This is a genomic window from Leadbetterella byssophila DSM 17132, from assembly GCF_000166395.1.
GTDB lineage: Bacteria > Bacteroidota > Bacteroidia > Cytophagales > Spirosomataceae > Leadbetterella > Leadbetterella byssophila.
Window position 1 is genome coordinate 2,727,236 of the sequence record NC_014655.1, and the last position, 17,507, is coordinate 2,744,742.

Annotated in this window: 16 protein-coding genes; 9 read left to right on the plus strand and 7 right to left on the minus strand. The window is 42.6% G+C overall.

Annotated elements, in window-relative coordinates; translation table 11 throughout:
* The gene (gene arsB / locus LBYS_RS12360) at positions 1 to 1,032 is read left to right on the plus strand and encodes an ACR3 family arsenite efflux transporter (RefSeq protein WP_013409188.1); all 1,032 of its coding nucleotides are present in this window, start codon (positions 1 to 3) and stop codon (positions 1,030 to 1,032) included.
* Between the two features lie 89 nt (positions 1,033 to 1,121).
* On the opposite strand, the gene LBYS_RS12365 is transcribed toward arsB, so the two are convergent.
* The 3 genes from LBYS_RS12365 to LBYS_RS12370 form a co-directional block, all read right to left on the minus strand.
* Complete coding sequence (locus tag LBYS_RS12365; protein ID WP_229310418.1) at positions 1,122 to 1,958, minus strand: IS110 family RNA-guided transposase; 837 nt, start codon at positions 1,956 to 1,958, stop codon at positions 1,122 to 1,124.
* Positions 1,958 to 2,149, minus strand: coding sequence for a hypothetical protein (locus tag LBYS_RS19675; protein WP_229310419.1), 192 nt, complete (start codon positions 2,147 to 2,149; stop codon positions 1,958 to 1,960). The genes LBYS_RS12365 and LBYS_RS19675 overlap by 1 nt, the downstream gene beginning before the upstream one ends.
* 427 nt (positions 2,150 to 2,576) lie before the next feature.
* Positions 2,577 to 3,791 (minus strand): D-alanyl-D-alanine carboxypeptidase/D-alanyl-D-alanine-endopeptidase, encoded by a 1,215-nt coding sequence (locus LBYS_RS12370; protein WP_013409189.1) that lies wholly within the window; start codon positions 3,789 to 3,791, stop codon positions 2,577 to 2,579.
* Between the two features lie 31 nt (positions 3,792 to 3,822).
* Between LBYS_RS12370 and LBYS_RS12375 the strand changes: the two genes are divergently transcribed.
* Together LBYS_RS12375 and LBYS_RS12380 are read left to right on the plus strand one after the other, a co-directional pair.
* Positions 3,823 to 5,064: an acyltransferase family protein gene (locus tag LBYS_RS12375; protein ID WP_013409190.1), complete on the plus strand. Its 1,242-nt coding sequence runs from the start codon at positions 3,823 to 3,825 to the stop codon at positions 5,062 to 5,064.
* A 51-nt stretch (positions 5,065 to 5,115) separates the two neighbouring features.
* Complete coding sequence (locus LBYS_RS12380) at positions 5,116 to 6,732, plus strand: S41 family peptidase (protein ID WP_013409191.1); 1,617 nt, start codon at positions 5,116 to 5,118, stop codon at positions 6,730 to 6,732.
* On the opposite strand, the gene LBYS_RS12385 is transcribed toward LBYS_RS12380, so the two are convergent.
* Complete coding sequence (locus LBYS_RS12385) at positions 6,719 to 8,149, minus strand: alpha-L-fucosidase (RefSeq protein ID WP_013409192.1); 1,431 nt, start codon at positions 8,147 to 8,149, stop codon at positions 6,719 to 6,721. The two genes, LBYS_RS12380 and LBYS_RS12385, sit on opposite strands and share 14 nt — an antisense overlap.
* Before the next feature lie 98 nt (positions 8,150 to 8,247).
* On the opposite strand from LBYS_RS12385, the gene LBYS_RS12390 reads away from it, so the two are divergent.
* Together LBYS_RS12390 and LBYS_RS12395 are read left to right on the plus strand one after the other, a co-directional pair.
* Complete coding sequence (locus tag LBYS_RS12390) at positions 8,248 to 10,014, plus strand: 3-keto-alpha-glucoside-1,2-lyase-like domain-containing protein (RefSeq protein ID WP_013409193.1); 1,767 nt, start codon at positions 8,248 to 8,250, stop codon at positions 10,012 to 10,014.
* A gap of 2 nt (positions 10,015 to 10,016) precedes the next feature.
* Complete coding sequence (locus LBYS_RS12395) at positions 10,017 to 11,939, plus strand: membrane protein (RefSeq protein WP_013409194.1); 1,923 nt, start codon at positions 10,017 to 10,019, stop codon at positions 11,937 to 11,939.
* A 21-nt stretch (positions 11,940 to 11,960) separates the two neighbouring features.
* Here the strand turns inward: LBYS_RS12395 and LBYS_RS12400 are convergent, their stop codons facing one another.
* Together LBYS_RS12400 and trpD are read right to left on the minus strand one after the other, a co-directional pair.
* Positions 11,961 to 12,872, minus strand: coding sequence for a sugar phosphate isomerase/epimerase family protein (locus tag LBYS_RS12400; protein ID WP_013409195.1), 912 nt, complete (start codon positions 12,870 to 12,872; stop codon positions 11,961 to 11,963).
* A 7-nt stretch (positions 12,873 to 12,879) separates the two neighbouring features.
* Positions 12,880 to 13,857, minus strand: a complete 978-nt coding sequence (gene trpD, locus LBYS_RS12405) for an anthranilate phosphoribosyltransferase (protein ID WP_013409196.1) — start codon at positions 13,855 to 13,857, stop codon at positions 12,880 to 12,882.
* A 149-nt stretch (positions 13,858 to 14,006) separates the two neighbouring features.
* Between trpD and LBYS_RS12410 the strand changes: the two genes are divergently transcribed.
* The 4 genes from LBYS_RS12410 to LBYS_RS12425 all read left to right on the plus strand — a co-directional run bounded on the left by LBYS_RS12410 (position 14,007) and on the right by LBYS_RS12425 (position 16,517).
* Positions 14,007 to 14,738, plus strand: coding sequence for an ABC transporter ATP-binding protein (locus tag LBYS_RS12410; protein ID WP_041823690.1), 732 nt, complete (start codon positions 14,007 to 14,009; stop codon positions 14,736 to 14,738).
* Positions 14,739 to 14,806: 68 nt separating this feature from the next.
* Positions 14,807 to 15,307: a DUF2911 domain-containing protein gene (locus LBYS_RS12415; protein WP_013409198.1), complete on the plus strand. Its 501-nt coding sequence runs from the start codon at positions 14,807 to 14,809 to the stop codon at positions 15,305 to 15,307.
* A gap of 105 nt (positions 15,308 to 15,412) precedes the next feature.
* Positions 15,413 to 16,012 (plus strand): OmpH/Skp family outer membrane protein, encoded by a 600-nt coding sequence (locus LBYS_RS12420; protein WP_013409199.1) that lies wholly within the window; start codon positions 15,413 to 15,415, stop codon positions 16,010 to 16,012.
* Between the two features lie 55 nt (positions 16,013 to 16,067).
* A complete protein-coding gene (locus LBYS_RS12425; RefSeq protein ID WP_013409200.1) occupies positions 16,068 to 16,517 on the plus strand; it encodes a thermonuclease family protein in 450 nt (149 codons plus the stop codon).
* 239 nt (positions 16,518 to 16,756) lie between these two features.
* Here LBYS_RS12425 and lptB read toward each other — a convergent pair whose 3' ends face one another.
* A complete protein-coding gene (lptB, locus tag LBYS_RS12430; protein WP_013409201.1) occupies positions 16,757 to 17,494 on the minus strand; it encodes an LPS export ABC transporter ATP-binding protein in 738 nt (245 codons plus the stop codon).
* Between the last annotated feature and the right edge of the window lie 13 nt (positions 17,495 to 17,507).

The following is a 17,507-nucleotide window of genomic DNA, read 5'->3' on the forward strand; positions in this document are numbered from 1 at the left end:
ATGCAACCAAAACTAAAATTCTTAGACAGATATCTAACTTTATGGATATTTCTAGCTATGGTTCTTGGCCTAGGCTTAGGATATTTCTTTCCGGGTATTTCAAATATTACAAATACACTATCTGTCGGCACTACAAATATTCCGTTAGCAATAGGTTTGGTATTGATGATGTACCCGCCACTGGCAAAGGTGGATTATTCATTACTGCCTATAGTATTGAAGGATAAAAAAGTTGTTAGTATTTCTTTATTATTGAACTGGATTATCGGGCCTATTTTAATGTTCGGATTAGCCATTCTTTTTCTAAGAAATGAGCCTGATTATATGATTGGCTTGATATTGATAGGCTTGGCAAGATGTATTGCAATGGTCATAGTATGGAATGACCTTGCAAAAGGTAACAGAGAATATGCAGCCTTATTAATTGCATTAAACAGCATCTTTCAGGTATTATCTTATAGTTTCTTAGTTTGGCTGTTTATCAATGTACTGCCAAACAGATTAGGCTTGGCAAGTTTCAATGTAAGCGTATCTATAAAAGACGTGACTGAAAGTGTAATGATTTATTTAGGGATCCCTTTCTTGACTGGTTTTCTTAGCCGTTACTTACTTGTTAAATCCAAAGGCATAGAATGGTATAACCGTAAATTTGTACCCAAAATATCGCCGATTACATTATACGCATTATTGTTTACCATAGTATTAATGTTCAGTCTTAAAGGTGATAAAATAATAGAGTTGCCAATGGATGTCATTACGGTCGCTATACCTTTAGTCATCTATTTTGTACTAATGTTTTTCGTAAGCTTCTTTATCAATAAATCTTTGAATGTTCCGTACCACAAAAATGCAGCAATTGCATTTACTGCCGCAGGAAACAATTTTGAACTAGCTATTGCAGTGTCCATAGCTGTATTCGGAATCCATTCACCTCAGGCATTTGTAGGCGTAATTGGGCCATTGGTAGAAGTTCCCGTTCTGATATTATTAGTAAAGATAAGCTTGTGGCTTAAAAAGAAATATTACCAATAAATAAAATGTGAAAAGAGTTCAGGGCTTGAGCTAAAAGCTAAACCTCTTAAACAGATTACAGGGGGAGTGACTTATAAACTTCCCCTTTTTTATAATGATACTTCCTGAAATGGAATAATTTGATACTCGTGCTCTGAATTATAATAGGAATTATTTTCCCATAAGATAAAAGTCAGTTCCAGCAGTTTTCTTTGGATGGCAACTATAGCTTTCATTTTAATTCCATGCCTTGAAACTATTCTTAAGAAAATATCTCTAAACCTTTCATCGGTTCTTATTGCAGCCAGTGCAGGAAAGTGCATTACTTTCCTTAAATTCCGATTACCACGCTTGGATATTCGGGGTTTGGATTTCACTGAAGTTCCAGATGTCTTTTCTCTTACATCTAATCCTGCATAACTAACCAACTGTCTTTTATTCTTTATTAACTCGAATCCGTTGGTTTCGGCGATAATTGTTACAGCAGTCAGATTTCCTCTTCCCGGAATTGAAGATACTATTTTCATCTTTTCTACTAGAGTTATATCTCCTTTGATGAGGATAGCAATTTCGCCTCTAATTTCCTGCAAATCAATAAGAGCTATTCTGTTTTTAGTTCGATTAACTGAGCTTTCACTTGAAGTTGCAGAAGTACGTTCTGCGTGCAGTTGATTTTTCAACATTGTACGCTCATGTACAAGCTGCTCCCGTTCCCGACAAAGCTGTCTCAAATCTTTAAATATTTTTAAAGGAGGTTGCCACACTTCCAATTGCCTTTCCAAACCAAATCTAGCCATAGCTTGTGAAGCGCTCTTATCAGTAATAGTTTTTATGTCAAGTGTTTTTGCATAATTACTGATCTTGTTTGGCAAAACGATGCTGACTTGTTTTCGAATACTGTATAGATAGTAGGCTAAGGATTCATGGTAAACTCCTGTTGCTTCCATTACATACCGGTTCTAGTTGATGTCTGTTTATTTACCCACGCGACAAGACTTGAAAACCCTTTTTTAGTATTGGGAAATACTTTGTAGACATAGACTTCTATGCTGATCTGTTCATCCATCCTACCAAGCGATACAACTAATTCATTTTGTGCAACATCAATTCCTACTGTCTGCTTTAATAATACCTTCATCTTATATGGTTTAGGTAAGTGATAACCTTTCTTCATCTTTTCTCCAGACTGGACATACTGGCTATAAGACTCATAATAATGAGCAAATTCCTTACATTCTGTTCAGATTCTAAAAGGTTAAAGAAGTGGAGGCAGTCTCTTTTCTTGAATATACCATAAGGCTATTTAAAGCAAAAGCTTTTATGGTTACAGCTCCGTGCAGGGTAGGTTAGGTTCTTCGATGAGCTAGGCGCGAATCCGGTCAAAGAAGAGTAAACTAAATCGTCTATAGTTACCTCACCGTGCAGACTAGGAAAGGGTTCTGCTATGAGCTAGGCAATACTTCTAACCACAATGATGATCTTTGGCTTCGTACATACCTTATCTATCGTATTGAGGTTTGGTTATGCTATGAACAGGGTGAGATTACGAGCATGGAAGATTAAACCTACCTCCACCGGTTCATCCACTCCATGGTTGCTGCACCATTCTCAGATACGGACTCCGTAAAATTGTTCTTCAGTACACTGTACACCAGAATCTTACCCTTTCTATTAATAAAATAACCTGACTCGTTATATACTCCACTCATGGAACCCGTTTTGGCAAAAACATAAGGTAGCTCCCCCTTATATTTGTTCCTTAAGGTTCCGGCTTTGCCTCCTACACTCATGTAGGAGAAAAGTTGGTCAGTTGGGTATTTCTTATACATCTCTTCCAACAAATGCACCATAAATGCCGGAGTAAATAAGTTATATCTGGACAAGCCCGAGCCATCCTTCCAAACATAAGGTTTCGGAAATTCTTCGAATAGTTTAGCCTTAACCTTTTCTATGCTCTTACTGCTTGAAAGCGTGTCTGCCCCTCCGGCCATGAGTAACAATTGCTCCGCTAAATGGTTATCAGAAGGCTGCATCATCCTCCGTATAACAGTGTCCTTCGGCAAGCCCCATGCGGTTTTATAATTGGGATCTAAATCTACTCTCCTATAGATCACCTCCCTTTTCAAGGTGTCTTTCAGTAAGTCCACTACCAAGTGAGAACTGGTCCTAAAGGGCACCTCCTGCGTTCTGTTTAAAACCTGAGGTGCGTAAAATACATTCTCATGTTCCGCCCTCTTTACGTTGGACCGCTCTGCTTTTACTACTCCTCCTTTAAAATAAGATGGCAGCCAATCTTCTCCCTTTACCCGCACTACATTTCCATAAAGTGGCAAAGCATTGATCTCCGCTTGATAATAGTCGTTATAGTCGTCCCAAGACCAACCCGCACCATAGCGCTCTTGATGCAGGTTCTTATCCGAATACACGATCACCTTCGCCTGTTCTAGTATTTCCCAAGCAGGATTTTTAGGAAAATCAGGATGTAGCAAAGTAGGATCACCCGTACCCATCAGAAACGTGGTATCTCCCTTTATCCAATATCGAAAAGCCGGCAGCGTATCTGGAAGCATTTCCAGCGCAGCATACATGCTCAGGATTTTTGTGTTCGATGCAGGGACAAAGGGCTTGTGAGCATTTTTCGCAAAAAGCACCTTCCCCGACTTCCCTTCCTTTATCAACACCCCCGAAAATGCATGTTTCGGGAGAGATTTCTCCAGTTTTTGGATTTTACAAGCAGTAAAAAGTAGCCCTAAAACGAAGAATAGCAGTATTTTTTTCAAGGTGTTCTTATATTTATAGCAATTTAATAGCATGACATTGGCAAAACAAAGAATAGTTTCACTGGATGTGTTCCGTGGACTAACCATGATTCTAATGATAACGGTGAATAATCCGGGCGACTGGTCGAACGTTTACGCCCCCCTTCTCCACGCAGAATGGCACGGATGGACACCTACAGACCTCGTATTCCCCTTCTTCGTTTTCGCCATGGGTATGGCCTTACCCTTTTCCATGAAACCTGGAAGTGGACTCAGCAAGGATGACTTTTTGAAGATTCTAGCTCGCTCTGCACGTCTGATCGCACTGGGTCTTTTCTTGAATTTCTTTAGCAAAATAGAGTTTGGAAACGCACAGGGAATCACCCTCCTACTCTTCCGTCTGATGATCACCGGATTCGTGGGATTCCTATTGATGGGAAACTTCCCCACTAAGATCAAACTGTACACCGCTTTAGCCCTCTTAGGCCTGATGCTGGCACTAGCCTATAGCGGTTTGCCGCATTTCGCACAGGTAAGAATCCCCGGAGTATTGCAGCGCTTAGGTACGGTTTACTTCTTTGCAGCCATTCTATACCTGGCCTTTTCACTTCGTGTGCAGTGGGGCATTGGTCTTAGCGTACTTGTGATCTATTGGCTACTATTAGCTTACATACCGGTACCCGGATCAGGGGTGACCGGCTTCGAAAAAGGAGAGAATCTACCCGCATGGATAGACAGTATTGTACTAGGTGATCACGTTTGGAGCAGTTCTAAACCCTGGGATCCCGAAGGCGTACTAAGTACTCTTCCTGCTATCATCTCTTGTCTACTGGGGGCTTGGGCCGGAGTATTCTTAAGAGAAGACAAGAAAAAACTACTCCTAACAGGGGTGATCCTACTGATTTGTGGACTGGCGTGGTCTACCTTCTTCCCCATTAACAAAGCTCTTTGGACCAGTTCGTTCGTGCTTTTAACAGCAGGCTTAGGAAGTATCATCGTCAGCTTGTTAGGATTTGTGGTAGACGGAAAACCCCTAAACGCCTTGACTTCCTTTTTGGTGATGTGGGGAGTAAACCCTATCATCGTTTTCTTTGGTGCAGGAATTCTCCCGCGTGCATTAAACATGATAAAGGTGAATGACCAAGCCCTGCTTTCTGCTTTCTACAAGAACGGCATTGTTCCGCTATTTGAAGATCCCAGAAACTCCTCCCTGCTATTTGCTTTGGTACATGTATCCTTCTGGTCTTTGGTACTCCTCTACCTTAGAAAAGAAAAAATGATCATAAAAGTGTAAAACTTAAAGAAGATGACTTACGTTTACAGAACGTGGTCAGTCGAAATTTGAATGGAATATAAAAACAGTAAGCAAAACATAGCTTCCCCTTTAGTCATTTGCCTCTCCTTAGCGGTAGGTATTTTCTTAGGTGCCAAGTTCTTTGGTTCAAAAGCTACCCCTGGAGCAGGTTCACTAGGCAACAGGTACAGGGAAGTCCTCATGAACATCAAAAAGAGTTATGTGGACGAGGTGAACATAGATTCACTGGAAATGTACGCCCTGGACAAGATGTTAGAAAAACTTGATCCCCATACCGTACTTCTTCCTCCTCAAGATGCGCAATTGGCTAGCGCAGATCTAGGCACCGGATTTGACGGAATCGGAGTAGAATTCAATATCTTCAATGACTCCCTATATGTGGTTACCCCACTTTCCGGAGGTCCTTCTGAAGCCATAGGCATCAAAGCAGGAGATATCATTCTTAAAGCAGACACCGTAAGTTTAACCGGGAAAACCCTCAATACGAACTTAGTCTATCAAACCCTAAGAGGTCCACGTGGCTCAACCGTCAAAATCGTAGTTAAAAGAAAGGGAGTTTCTTCACCTATGACCTTCCAGGTGAAAAGAGACAAAATCCCTACTTTCTCTATTGATGCAGCCTACATGATAGCCCCTCAAACCGGATATATCAAAGTGAACAGATTCTCTGAAAGTACCTACGAAGAGTTTGTTACTCACTTGAAAAACCTGAAAGGCCAAGGCATGGACAAACTCCTTTTAGACCTTAGAGGAAACCCGGGCGGTTACATGGACAGAGCCACTAATATGGTAGATGAACTGGTGCCGGGGAATGGGGTGATCGTCTATACCAAAGGAAAAGACGCATCTAATAACTATGAAATCAAAGCCGGGAAAGATGGAATCTTCGAAAAAGGAAAGATAGTAGTCCTCGTAGACGAAGGCTCAGCCTCCGCAGCGGAGATCGTTAGTGGCGCACTACAAGACTATGACCGTGCTACCGTGGTGGGGAGAAGGACCTTTGGTAAAGGTTTAGTGCAGGTTCCAATCCAACTGTCAGACGGTTCTGAACTTCGACTCACCATCTCCAGATACTATATCCCATCAGGCAGAAGTATCCAAAGACCCTATGAGCTAGGGAACCAGCAAGGTTACTACGAAGACTTCCTTGAACGCTATAACCATCAGGAAATGTTCGTGGCAGACAGCATCAAGAACAATGAGAAATTAAAATACAAGACCAAAGCCGGAAGAACCGTTTATGGAGGCGGCGGTATTACTCCAGATGTATTTGTACCTCAAGACACTTCTTTCTATACGGATTATCTGCTAGAACTTTTCAGTAGAAACGTGTTCAAGGAGTTCGCCATGACCTACGCTGAAAAGCATGGAGCAGAATTGCAGAAGAAAGGTTTTGAACATTTTTTAAAGAATTTCCAAGTGAATGAGGCTATTCTCTCAGACTTCAATGCACTAGCTAGCAAAAGTAAAGCCCGCTACAAAGAAGCGAGCTTCCAAAAGTCTAAGAAATACATCCAGGAAACTTTGAAAGCACTCATTGCCAGACACATTTGGAATGGAAATGCACTTAACAATGAGTACTATCAGGTGATCAATCCTACAGATCCTATGATCCAAGCAGGATTAAAAGCATTTAGCTCGCGCTAATCTCGTTCAATACCGCCGGACCTTTGGCATCTAAAATACGTATCCTAATCTTCTTAGCCGTAATGGGCTGGATCTTTAGGATACGTTTATAACCAATAGTTGTTCCCCTTCCTACCGTTACCCATCTGTTTCCATCGTTTACCTCCACCTCAAAGGATTTCACCCTTTGGCCTAAAGCAATATGCTCTTGTAAGGTTATGTACTTCAATTCCTGAGGTTTGTTCAAAGAGATTTCAATCTCTGCTTGCTTATCCTCTGCTGCCCAAAAGGTATCCTTCTTTCCATCTACCAGATATAAAGGCCTTTGCGTCTTATCCAAAGATTTATCTGCCTTAACCCTAGCTTTTCTAAGGTAATTATGTCCCAATCTCTCTTTAAGCAAGGCATGAAATCCTTCCAGATGCTCTACATCCTTTTCGTGAAGCAAACCTCTTCTATCTGGAGGTATGTTCAAAAGTAGATTGGAACCTCTACCTACAGACGTTAAATAAATGTCAAACAGCTCTTCTGGCGTCTTAACCTTTCCGTCTTCTTCCGCATGATAAAACCAACCCGGGCGAATGGATACATCTACCTCTGCCGGAATCCAAGAAGTACCGTTTTCATGACCCGTGTTTAATAAACTTTCTATCCCCGCCTTTCCTGCATACAAGGTGTCCGGACTAATGGTGTTCCAGTTGGTCTCCCCCGCTATTCCCCTTTCATTGCCTACCCAGCGGATGTCCGGCCCCGCGTCACTAAAAAACAAGATATTAGGTTCCATGTTTCTCACCATGGAAATAGTGCCCGGCCAGTCGTAATACGTCTTTCCATCTATCCTCCTCTTCTCCTTTGCTCCCCCATAGTAACCGTCTCCTCCATTAGCTCCGTCAAACCACATCTCAAATACAGGACCATAGTTTTCAAAAAGCTCCTTTAACTGATTCCTATAATAGGTCACATAAGAAGGTGAGCCATAATCCTCCCTGTTCCTATCCCAAGGAGATAAATAGAGTCCAAACTTCAGACCATGTTTCTTGCAAGCTTGGGCAACTTCCTTCACGAGATCCCCTTTCCCTTTTTTATAAGGACTCGCCGCAATGCTGTGTTTGGTATATTTACTTGGCCATAAACAAAAGCCGTCATGGTGCTTCGCAGTGAGAATTACCGCCTTAAATCCGGTATTCTTTAAGGTGCGGACCCACTGGTCTACATTGGTATTTGTAGGATTGAAGATGGAAGGAGATTCGTCTCCATATCCCCATTCCTTGCCGGTAAAAGTGTTCGTGGTAAAATGAATGAAAGCATAGGTTTCCAGTTCGTGCCACTCCAATTGCTTAGTAGAGGGCGTAGGGCCTACAGGTGAAGGTGTGGAGATAAGGGATGGCCTACAGGAGACCGCAAGGATAAGGAAGAACCATAAAATGTTTATTCTCATTTGTCAAAGGATTTATAAAAACCAAAAATAGGGAAAAGGGCAGTCGGTTATTTGGAATAATCTTCTTTATTTTTGCACTCCAACCTAAAGATGATGTAATGAAAAAGATCCTTTTGAGCCTTTTGTGGTGGGTACCACTTGCCGCACAAAGCCAAATCCCCCTCAACGACCTCTCCTTTTTTAATAGTCAAAGTTCTAATTGGAGCATAGTAGGAGATGTTAATGCACCTTTAAACCAGAAAAACACCCTGACTACTCAATCCGGCACCGGTGTACTCGTCTGTAAACACGACAGCAAGGAGTACGGTGACAAATTTGACTTGTTCACCAAAGAATCCTACGGAGACATTGATCTCTCTCTGGATTTTATGCTAGGTGTAGGTTCCAATTCAGGCATCTATCTGATGGGCAGATATGAAGTCCAACTCTTCGATAGCTGGGGTGTCAAAACACCGAAGTACAGCGACTGCGGCGGAATCTACCAAAGGAGAGATGTTAAAACCGGTAATCAGTACGAAGGATTTGCCCCTAGATTCAATGCGTATAAAGCTCCGGGCCTTTGGAACAATATCCAAATCTCCTTCCAGGCCCCAAGGTTTGATGCTAATGGCAAAAAGATAAGTAACGCCAAATTTATCTATGTGAAGCTAAACGGCCTTTTGATTCATGAAAACGTGGAATTGAGTGGTCCCACAGGCGGCCCTATAGAAGAAAATGAAGTGGCATCTTCCCCTTTACGTTTTCAGGGTGACCACGGTGCCGTAGCCTTCCGAAACCTTAACATTACGAATTTCAATAAAAAGCCGGGCACCATCAGTAACCTTAGCTACAAGACTTACTACGGAAGTTATATGCATGACGCTGACCTTTCTAAAGTAAAGATGGATGCCCAAGGTAAAACCGATGATATCACTTGGGAAGTGACTAAAAATCCGAACGACTATGTCTTCTTCATCAACGGTACCTATACTGCACCTGAGGACGGAGAATATACTTTTGTTACTCAATTAGGAGGACACAGCTACCTGAAAATCGATGGACAAATGGTTCAACCTAATGTCTGGATGAGAGGAGGAACCAGAAGCGTTACCTTAAACCTTAAAAAAGGGGATCACAGCTTCGAGATCTTCAATAACAAAAGGGATAACTGGATAAAACCGGCTCTCGGTTTTTGGTCGGCCGGACCAGGCTTCCGCCTAACACCACATCATGCTAGCAGTTCTGTGATAGCCTCCAAACCTGATGATCCTATCCTTGTGAAAGCTGAAACTCCAATCATTCTTCGCAGCTTCATGGATTTTGACCAGAAAAAAAGAATAGTACATGCCGTAAACGTAGGTTCGCCTGACGGAATTCACTATACCTATGATCTGGACAAAGGCGCAGTCATCCAAGCATGGAAAGGGGATTTTCTTGACACTACGCCTATGTGGCACGATAGAGGTGACGGATCTTCCAAACCCTTAGGCTCCCTCACAAAATTCAACTACGACCTCCTTCTAACAAACGGAAACTCTTGGTCAGACACAGTAGGAACAGGGTATAAACCATTGGGTTACCAACTTGATCAGAATGATCTACCTACCTTCCGTTACAAAATAGCCGGTACTGAAGTAGAAGATCAAGTACGTATAGTAGAGGGTAAATACTTAGATAGAAAAATCAAACTATCCAAAGATGCAGCACTTCTAGCCCGCTTAGCTACCGGGGAAAAAATCGTGGAAATTGAGAAGAACCTCTTTTCAGTCGATGATAAAAAGTACTTTATCAAAGTGGACAAAGGCCTGGATGCCAAGATCAAGGACGGCAAGGAAATAGTAGTACGTCCACAAAGCCAACTTATTCAATACTCCATTATTTTTTAATCATGAAGAAGATATTAATAGCAAGCCTCCTTCTTTTCAGTGCCAGCTCCTTCGCTCAAGAATCGCCGAAAGAAGAGGATTTTTATAAGATCATAACCCTACCTGTTCCTGAAGGAATCCTTCTGGAAGTGGGGGGAGTAGAAATGTTACCCAATGGTTCCGTGGCACTATCTACCCGAAGAGGAGATATCTGGATAGTAGATAATCCTACCTCCACTAAACCGTATTTTAGGAAATTTGCTTCAGGACTACACGAGATATTAGGTTTATTATACAAAGACGGATCCCTATACTGCGCACAGAGAGGAGAACTTACTAAACTTACAGACTCAAACGGTGACGGTAAAGCAGACAAGTACGAGACCATCCATGCATGGGATATTTCAGGACATTACCATGAATATAGTTTCGGACCAAAATTAGCTTCTGATGGTAAATTCTTTGTCAGTGGGAACGTTGCCTTTGGAGATATAGAATGGTGGAGAGGAGAATCCAGAGCCAAAACCCGAGGCACCATCTTTAAAGTTTCAGAAGACGGACAGCTAGAACTATATGCTGCCGGTGTACGTTCCCCGGCCGGTCTAGGTATGATTGACGGTGAACTTTTCTATACAGACAATCAAGGCGACTGGATAGGCTCAGGTGGTCTTTGGCACGTTCAAAAAGGCAAGTTCTACGGAAACCCTGCTAGCTTGCGCTGGAAAGAAGTACAGGATCTGGTAGGATTCACAGAAGATGAATTCTATAAAGAAAGAGATGTAAGAAGAGAAAGAGATGCTTCCGGAAACATCCTCAAACCAGAAAACAAAGTAGAGGAAGTACCTCAAACCTTTTACGAACTTAAATCCAAGTTCCCTAATGTCCAGCCTCCGGCCGTGTGGTTACCTCACGGAATCCTAGGCATTTCAAACTCTGAAATCCTGGTAGACCATACAGGTGGAGATTTCGGACCGTTTAGTGGACAGGTGTTTGTAGGAGATCAAGGCCAATCCAAGATCATGCGCGTATTCCTGGAAAAAGTGAATGGAGAATATCAAGGGGCAGCCTGGGATTTCCGTTCCGGCTTCCAAAGTGGTGTCCTTAGAATGACCTTTGCTCCGGATGGATCCATGTTTGTGGGAGAAACAAACAGAGGATGGGGCTCTGCCGGTGATGCAGCTCAAGGCTTCCAAAGGCTCATTTGGAACGGTAAAATACCTTTCGAAATGCTGACCTGTAAAGCTATGCCGGATGGATTTGAGATAGAGTTTACTATGCCCATAGATCAAAAGTCGGCTGAAAACCTAAACTCCTATTCCGTAAGATCCTTCATTTACAAGCATCATCCTGTATATGGCTCCCCTCAGATTCACGATAAAAACCTAAAGGTGAAAGGAGTTAAATTGAGCGCTGATAGGAAGAAACTACGTATAGTGATAGATGGCCTAAGACCTTATTTCATACACGAGCTCAATCTAGAAGGTATCAGAGCAGAGCAAAATGCCTGGTCTTTGGTACATCCTACAGTATATTATACCTTGAACCATATTCCTGATGGTCAAAAATTAAGCGCTACGGAAATCAAGGGTACAGCGGTAGCCAGTAAGACTCCTGCTCCCGCCAAAACCACCCCGACTACCGTATCGCCTGATGGCAAGAACCAACCTGCAGTTGCCAAACAGCCCGCAGCTCCTACCTTTGCCAGCGTGAAACCTTTGCTACAAAAACATACCTGTCTCTCCTGCCATGATCCGGAGAAGAAAATGATAGGGCCTTCTTTTAAGGAGATAGCAAAGAGAAAGTATACCAATGCTAAGATGATCTCACTGATCAAGAGTCCTAAAGCGGAGAACTGGCCGGACTACCCAGCCCCTATGCCGCCTATGTCTCATGTGCCGCAAGGAGATTTGGAAAAGATCGCGACTTACATCAATTCATTGAAATAATGCAGCTTCTGCCCTGAATTCTCAGGGCAGAAATTGTTTTATATAGTTTCTAGCCGTCCTAATTCCGGCCTCCACATCTTCCGGAGAACCTTCATATGCCCGGTCTTCTACCTCTATCACTAAAGGTCCCCTATATCTGATATCGCCCAATGCACTGAAGAAGGCATTCCAGCGGACATCTCCAAATCCGGGTAGTTTTGGGGAATGATATTCCGAAGGAAGGGCAAACATGCCCACTCTATCTAACTTTTCTTGATCAAATTTGATATCCTTTAAATGGATATGGTGCAGCCTGTCTTTGTATTGATACAAAGGCTTAATCTCATCCATTCGTTGCAAAACGGGATGAGAAGGGTCATAATTCAAACCAAATAAAGGAGTAGGAAAAACCTTAAACATATGATCCCAAACTGCCGGAGACACTGCTAGATTCTTTCCTCCCGGCCACTCGTCTAAGGTATAGAGCATAGGGCAGTTTTCTATTCCTATTTTCACTTGCTCCTGTTCTGCTACATCCAGGATAGGCTTCCAAAGTTTTTCAAACAAAGCCAGATTATCCGGCATGTTCAAATGAGGATTCCTACCTATAAAGGTATTCACTACAGGGATATTCAATTTATTCGCCGCACGAATGATCTTCTTGATATGCTCAATATAGAACTCTGATTTTTCTTTATCCGGATCCAAAGGATTGGGATAGTAACCCAGACCGGAAATCCTCACTCCATATTTCTCTTGGAGTTCTCCAGCATGACCCAAAGCGGGATCATCCACATCGATATGACAAACTCCCGCATACCTGCGCTTATCTGCACTGTTACCCGGCCAGCACATGATCTCCACACATTCAAACTGATTTTCAGAAGCAAACTTTAACACCTGCTCGAGGGAATAATTCGGCAGGATAGCAGATACAAATCCCAGTGAATACATATGTTTTTTATTTTATTAGTGCCAAAAAGCTTTGATAAGCTCTACCTGAATCTAAGGATTCCCTGGCCTGCCCCACTCCTTCTTCCAAGGATATTCCCTTATACGTACTGATGGCCAAACCGGCATTTGCCAAGACCGCAGAGGTCTGAGCTTCCGTACCCTTCCCTTGCAAGATTCCAATAAGAATATTCGCCGAATCCTCTAGCGTATTTCCACCTCCTAAATCCTCCGCCTGAACTTCGGGCAGCCCCAAATGGGCGGGGTGATAGATCTCATCTGCCGACTGGTTCCAAAGTCTAAATCCACCTGTCAAAGATACTTCATCATATCCATCAAGTGCGTGAATGACCGCATATCTACCCTCCTGAGAGCTGAATAGCTCCTTATAAAGCTCAAAGGTTTTAAGGTCTGAAACTCCGGTCAACTGGCACTGCACCTTTGCAGGATTCATCAAGGGCCCTAAGATATTGAAGAAGGTCTTGACACCCAAATCCTTACGAACCGGAGCGATGTATCGCATAGCCGGATGAAAAAGCGGCGCATGCATATAGCATATTCCCGCCTCGTCTAATTTCCTTTTGAGATGATCCGGGTCATTGGTAAACTTTACACCCAGATGCTCTAAGACAGTACTGCTACCCACGGCAGAACTAACTCCATGATTTCCGTGCTTAGCTATTCTCACTCCTGCACCGGCAGCTATGAAGGCAGAAGTTGTAGAAATATTGAAAGTATCTTTCCCGTCACCTCCCGTACCACACACGTCCATAGCATCCTCTAGATGGAGATCCACCGCGAGGTTTAGCATGCCTTGTCGGAAACCGCGCAGCTCTACAGCGGTGATCCCTTTTTGCTGAATACCCATCAAAAAGGCTGCTGCCTGCGCCGTCCCTGCATTACCCGTGGCTATCATAGTCAAAGCCTCTAGAGCTTCTTCAAAGGTTAGGGTTCCTCCCTGAATGAGGGTGTTCAGATATCTCTTCATAGCGTCAAAATACAAACTTACAGTAAATCACCCAAGCCCCCAACGGAAATTGTTATTTACCATCCATCCTTTAAATGGGACTTTGATAGAAAAGTTGATGAAAACCTAAATAAAAGAAAGTAGATTTGAAAAATGAACAATTGGGCAGTATGACCATTATTGAAACCAAAGACATCACGAAGAGATATATCATGGGAGCAGAAGTAGTAGATGCCCTAAAAGGAGTATCTATTACGATCAAAAAAGGAGAATACGTGGCCTTCATGGGTCCATCCGGCTCCGGGAAATCTACTTTGATGAATATCATAGGGTGTTTAGACTCCCCTACCAGCGGAACCTACATTCTGAACCAAAAGGATGTGAGTGACATGAGCGAAAATGAATTAGCTGAAGTGAGAAACAAGGAGATCGGATTCGTATTCCAGACCTTTAACCTTTTGCCTCGCCAATCCTCCCTGGAAAATGTGGCGCTACCCTTGATCTATGCGGGATATAACAAGGCGGATCGCTCAGAAAAAGCACAGAAAGTGCTGGAAAGTGTGGGCCTAGGTACCAGAAGCAATCATAAACCCAATGAACTTTCCGGTGGCCAGCGTCAGAGGGTAGCCGTAGCACGCGCACTGGTGAATGATCCTTCTATCCTTTTGGCCGATGAACCTACAGGTAACCTAGATACCCGTACGTCTTATGAGATCATGCAGCTATTTGCCGAGATTCATTCAAAAGGAAATACCATCATCATGGTTACGCACGAAGAAGATATAGCCAGATATGCGCATAGGATCATCCGACTAAGAGACGGTCTCATTGAAACGGATGAAATCAATCCTAGTCCAACGGATCCCGTAGAAATGGCCAAGCAGCTAGCAGAGAAAAAATAATCTATAAAAACCTGCGTTATTCTATTTATAGACCGTGTATATTCGGTCCATTATAATCAATCAACGTTATGAAAAAACTACTGGTTTTATTTTTAGCTATGTTTGCTACTGCGGCTTTTGCTCAGGAAAGAAAAGCTCCACAAAGCCCTACCATTACTTCTGAAAGTGCTAACATCACTGTAAAGTATGGACAGCCTTCTAAACGTGGTCGCGTCATCTTTGGAGGACTAGAACAGTACGGAAAAGTTTGGAGAACAGGTGCTAATGCAGCTACAGAAATCACTTTTAAGAAAGATGTAAACTTCGGAGGAAAACCTGTTAAGGCGGGAACCTATACCTTGTTCAGTATTCCGGAAGAAAAGGAATGGACGGTGATCTTAAACTCTGAACTTAAACAATTCGGAGCCTTTGGTTACGAAAAAATCAAAGACAAAAACGTAGCAGAAGTGAAAGTGCCTGTAAAGAAACTATCTACTCCTGAAGAGAAACTGATCATCAAGAGCAACGACGATAAAGAACTTATCATTTCCTGGGACGATGTACTCGTAAGTGTTCCCCTAAAATGGTAAGAACAAAAGATGAAGCGGATACCTCCCTTCATCTTTTTTTTGAACCTCTAAGTTCTTTATGCAGAAATCATTATATTTGCAGACTTTTTTATAATTAACCTATATATGAAAAAATTTGTTGCTCTTTTCTTAGGCCTAGGATTGGCTTTTACGGCATGCGAAAAAAAAGGAGGTAGTACCAGTAACGCGGGTCAGCCTGCAGGTAGAATTGTGTATGTAAATACAGATACCTTATTGAACAACTACGAATACTACAAGGATGTCGTTAAAGAATTTGAGAACAAAAGCTTTGCCTTGGAAAACGAGTTACAACGTAAGGCTCAGTCTTTCCAAAACGAGGTAGCTTTATTCCAAAGAAGAGTTCAAGCCGGTGGTCTTTCTGAACAGCAAGCACTTACTCAACAGGCAGCACTTCAGAAGAAAGAGCAAGACATCATGCTGTACAGAGAAAATGCCGCTGGCAACTTACAGCAAGAGCAAGCTAAAAAGACAGATGAATTATTGAACAATATTCACGAGTACCTAAAAAACTACAACAAATCTGATCGCTATGACATGGTTATCGGCTACTCCAAAGGTGGTGGTGTACTATACGCGAAAGAAGATTTAGACATTACGCAGGAAGTACTTAAAGGTTTGAACGAAGAGTACAAATCTAAAGTGAAAAAGACCAGCACTCCAGCTGACTCTACTGCAAAGAAATAATTTTTAGAGATTATGTTTACGGAGGTGCATACACTGTGTGCATCTCTTTTTTTTTATGAAAAATCTATTCGCTTTCATCCTATTCCTCCTACCGGTCACTGCTGACATTAGACCCGTACTAAGGGTAGTTGACGGAGATACCATTTGGGTTAGTCCACCGGAAGAAAAGATCCGACTGATAGGAATAGATGCTCCAGAAACCAGAAATACAGGAAAGAAACAGATAGGCTACTACGGCAAAGAAGCCAGCGATTATCTTAAGGCTAGATTGAAAGGCAAGAAAGTCCGCTTAGAATACGATGTGCAACGCTACGACGTCTATCGCCGTACCTTAGCCTACGTCTATCTGGAAGACGGCACCATGATCAATGCGGAGCTGGTGCGATTAGGATATGCTACCGTCATGACCGTAGCTCCTAACGTAAAATATGCAGACAAATTCATCCTCCTACAGCAAGAAGCCCGTAAGAATAAGAGAGGTCTGTGGGCGGTTTCGCCGTACTAAAGTTCATTTAAATAGGGCTTGAAGATAGGACTGAGAGAAGCATAAGGCTTCCTATACCCTGTTGCGGCTAAAAATGCTCTTCATGCCCAAAATTATACTCATCACTTAGGAGAAAATAGGCTAGTTCATCAAAAGCAGACAGAAGGCGACTCCCACCACCCTATAACTATCAGAAAATTAGTCAAAACTACAAGTTTAAGAATGTCAGCTTGATGTACTTGCTGAAATGGTATTTCCCCTCATATCTTCCTCTTCAATTCGAAATGCGTACCTAGATACACCCTTCGAACCTGTTCGTCAGCTGCCAATTCCTCAGCTGTACCTTGTTTCAATATCTTCCCTTCAAACAACAGGTAGGCTCTATCCGTGATAGACAGGGTCTCATTTACATTATGGTCAGTGATCAAGATGCCTATGTTTCTATGCTTCAGTTTCGCTACTATACCCTGAATCTCCTCCACAGCAATAGGGTCAACCCCTGCAAATGGCTCATCCAATAGGATAAACTTAGGATCCACAGCTAAAGCTCGAGCAATCTCCGTCCTCCTTCTTTCACCACCGGAAAGCACCATCCCTTTGTTCTTTCTTACATGGGTCAAAGAAAACTCTTCCAATAACTCTTCCATCTTTTCCCTCCGCTGAGCCTGCGTCATCTCAGGCTTTGCCAGCTCCATCACGCCTATGATATTGTCCTGAACGCTGAGATCTCTAAAGACAGAAGCTTCCTGGGCTAAATATCCTACACCAAGTTTCGCCCTCTTGTACATAGGCAACTTAGTAATATCAATATCATCTAACCAGATCTTTCCGGAATTAGGTTTCACTAAACCTACAGCCATATAGAAGGAAGTGGTCTTACCGGCACCATTCGGGCCTAATAGTCCTACAATCTCCCCCTGCTCCACCTGATAACTCACGTGGTCATTTACCAGTCTTTGGCCGTATTTCTTAACTAAATCCTCAGTTCTTAATACCATGTTACAAATGTAT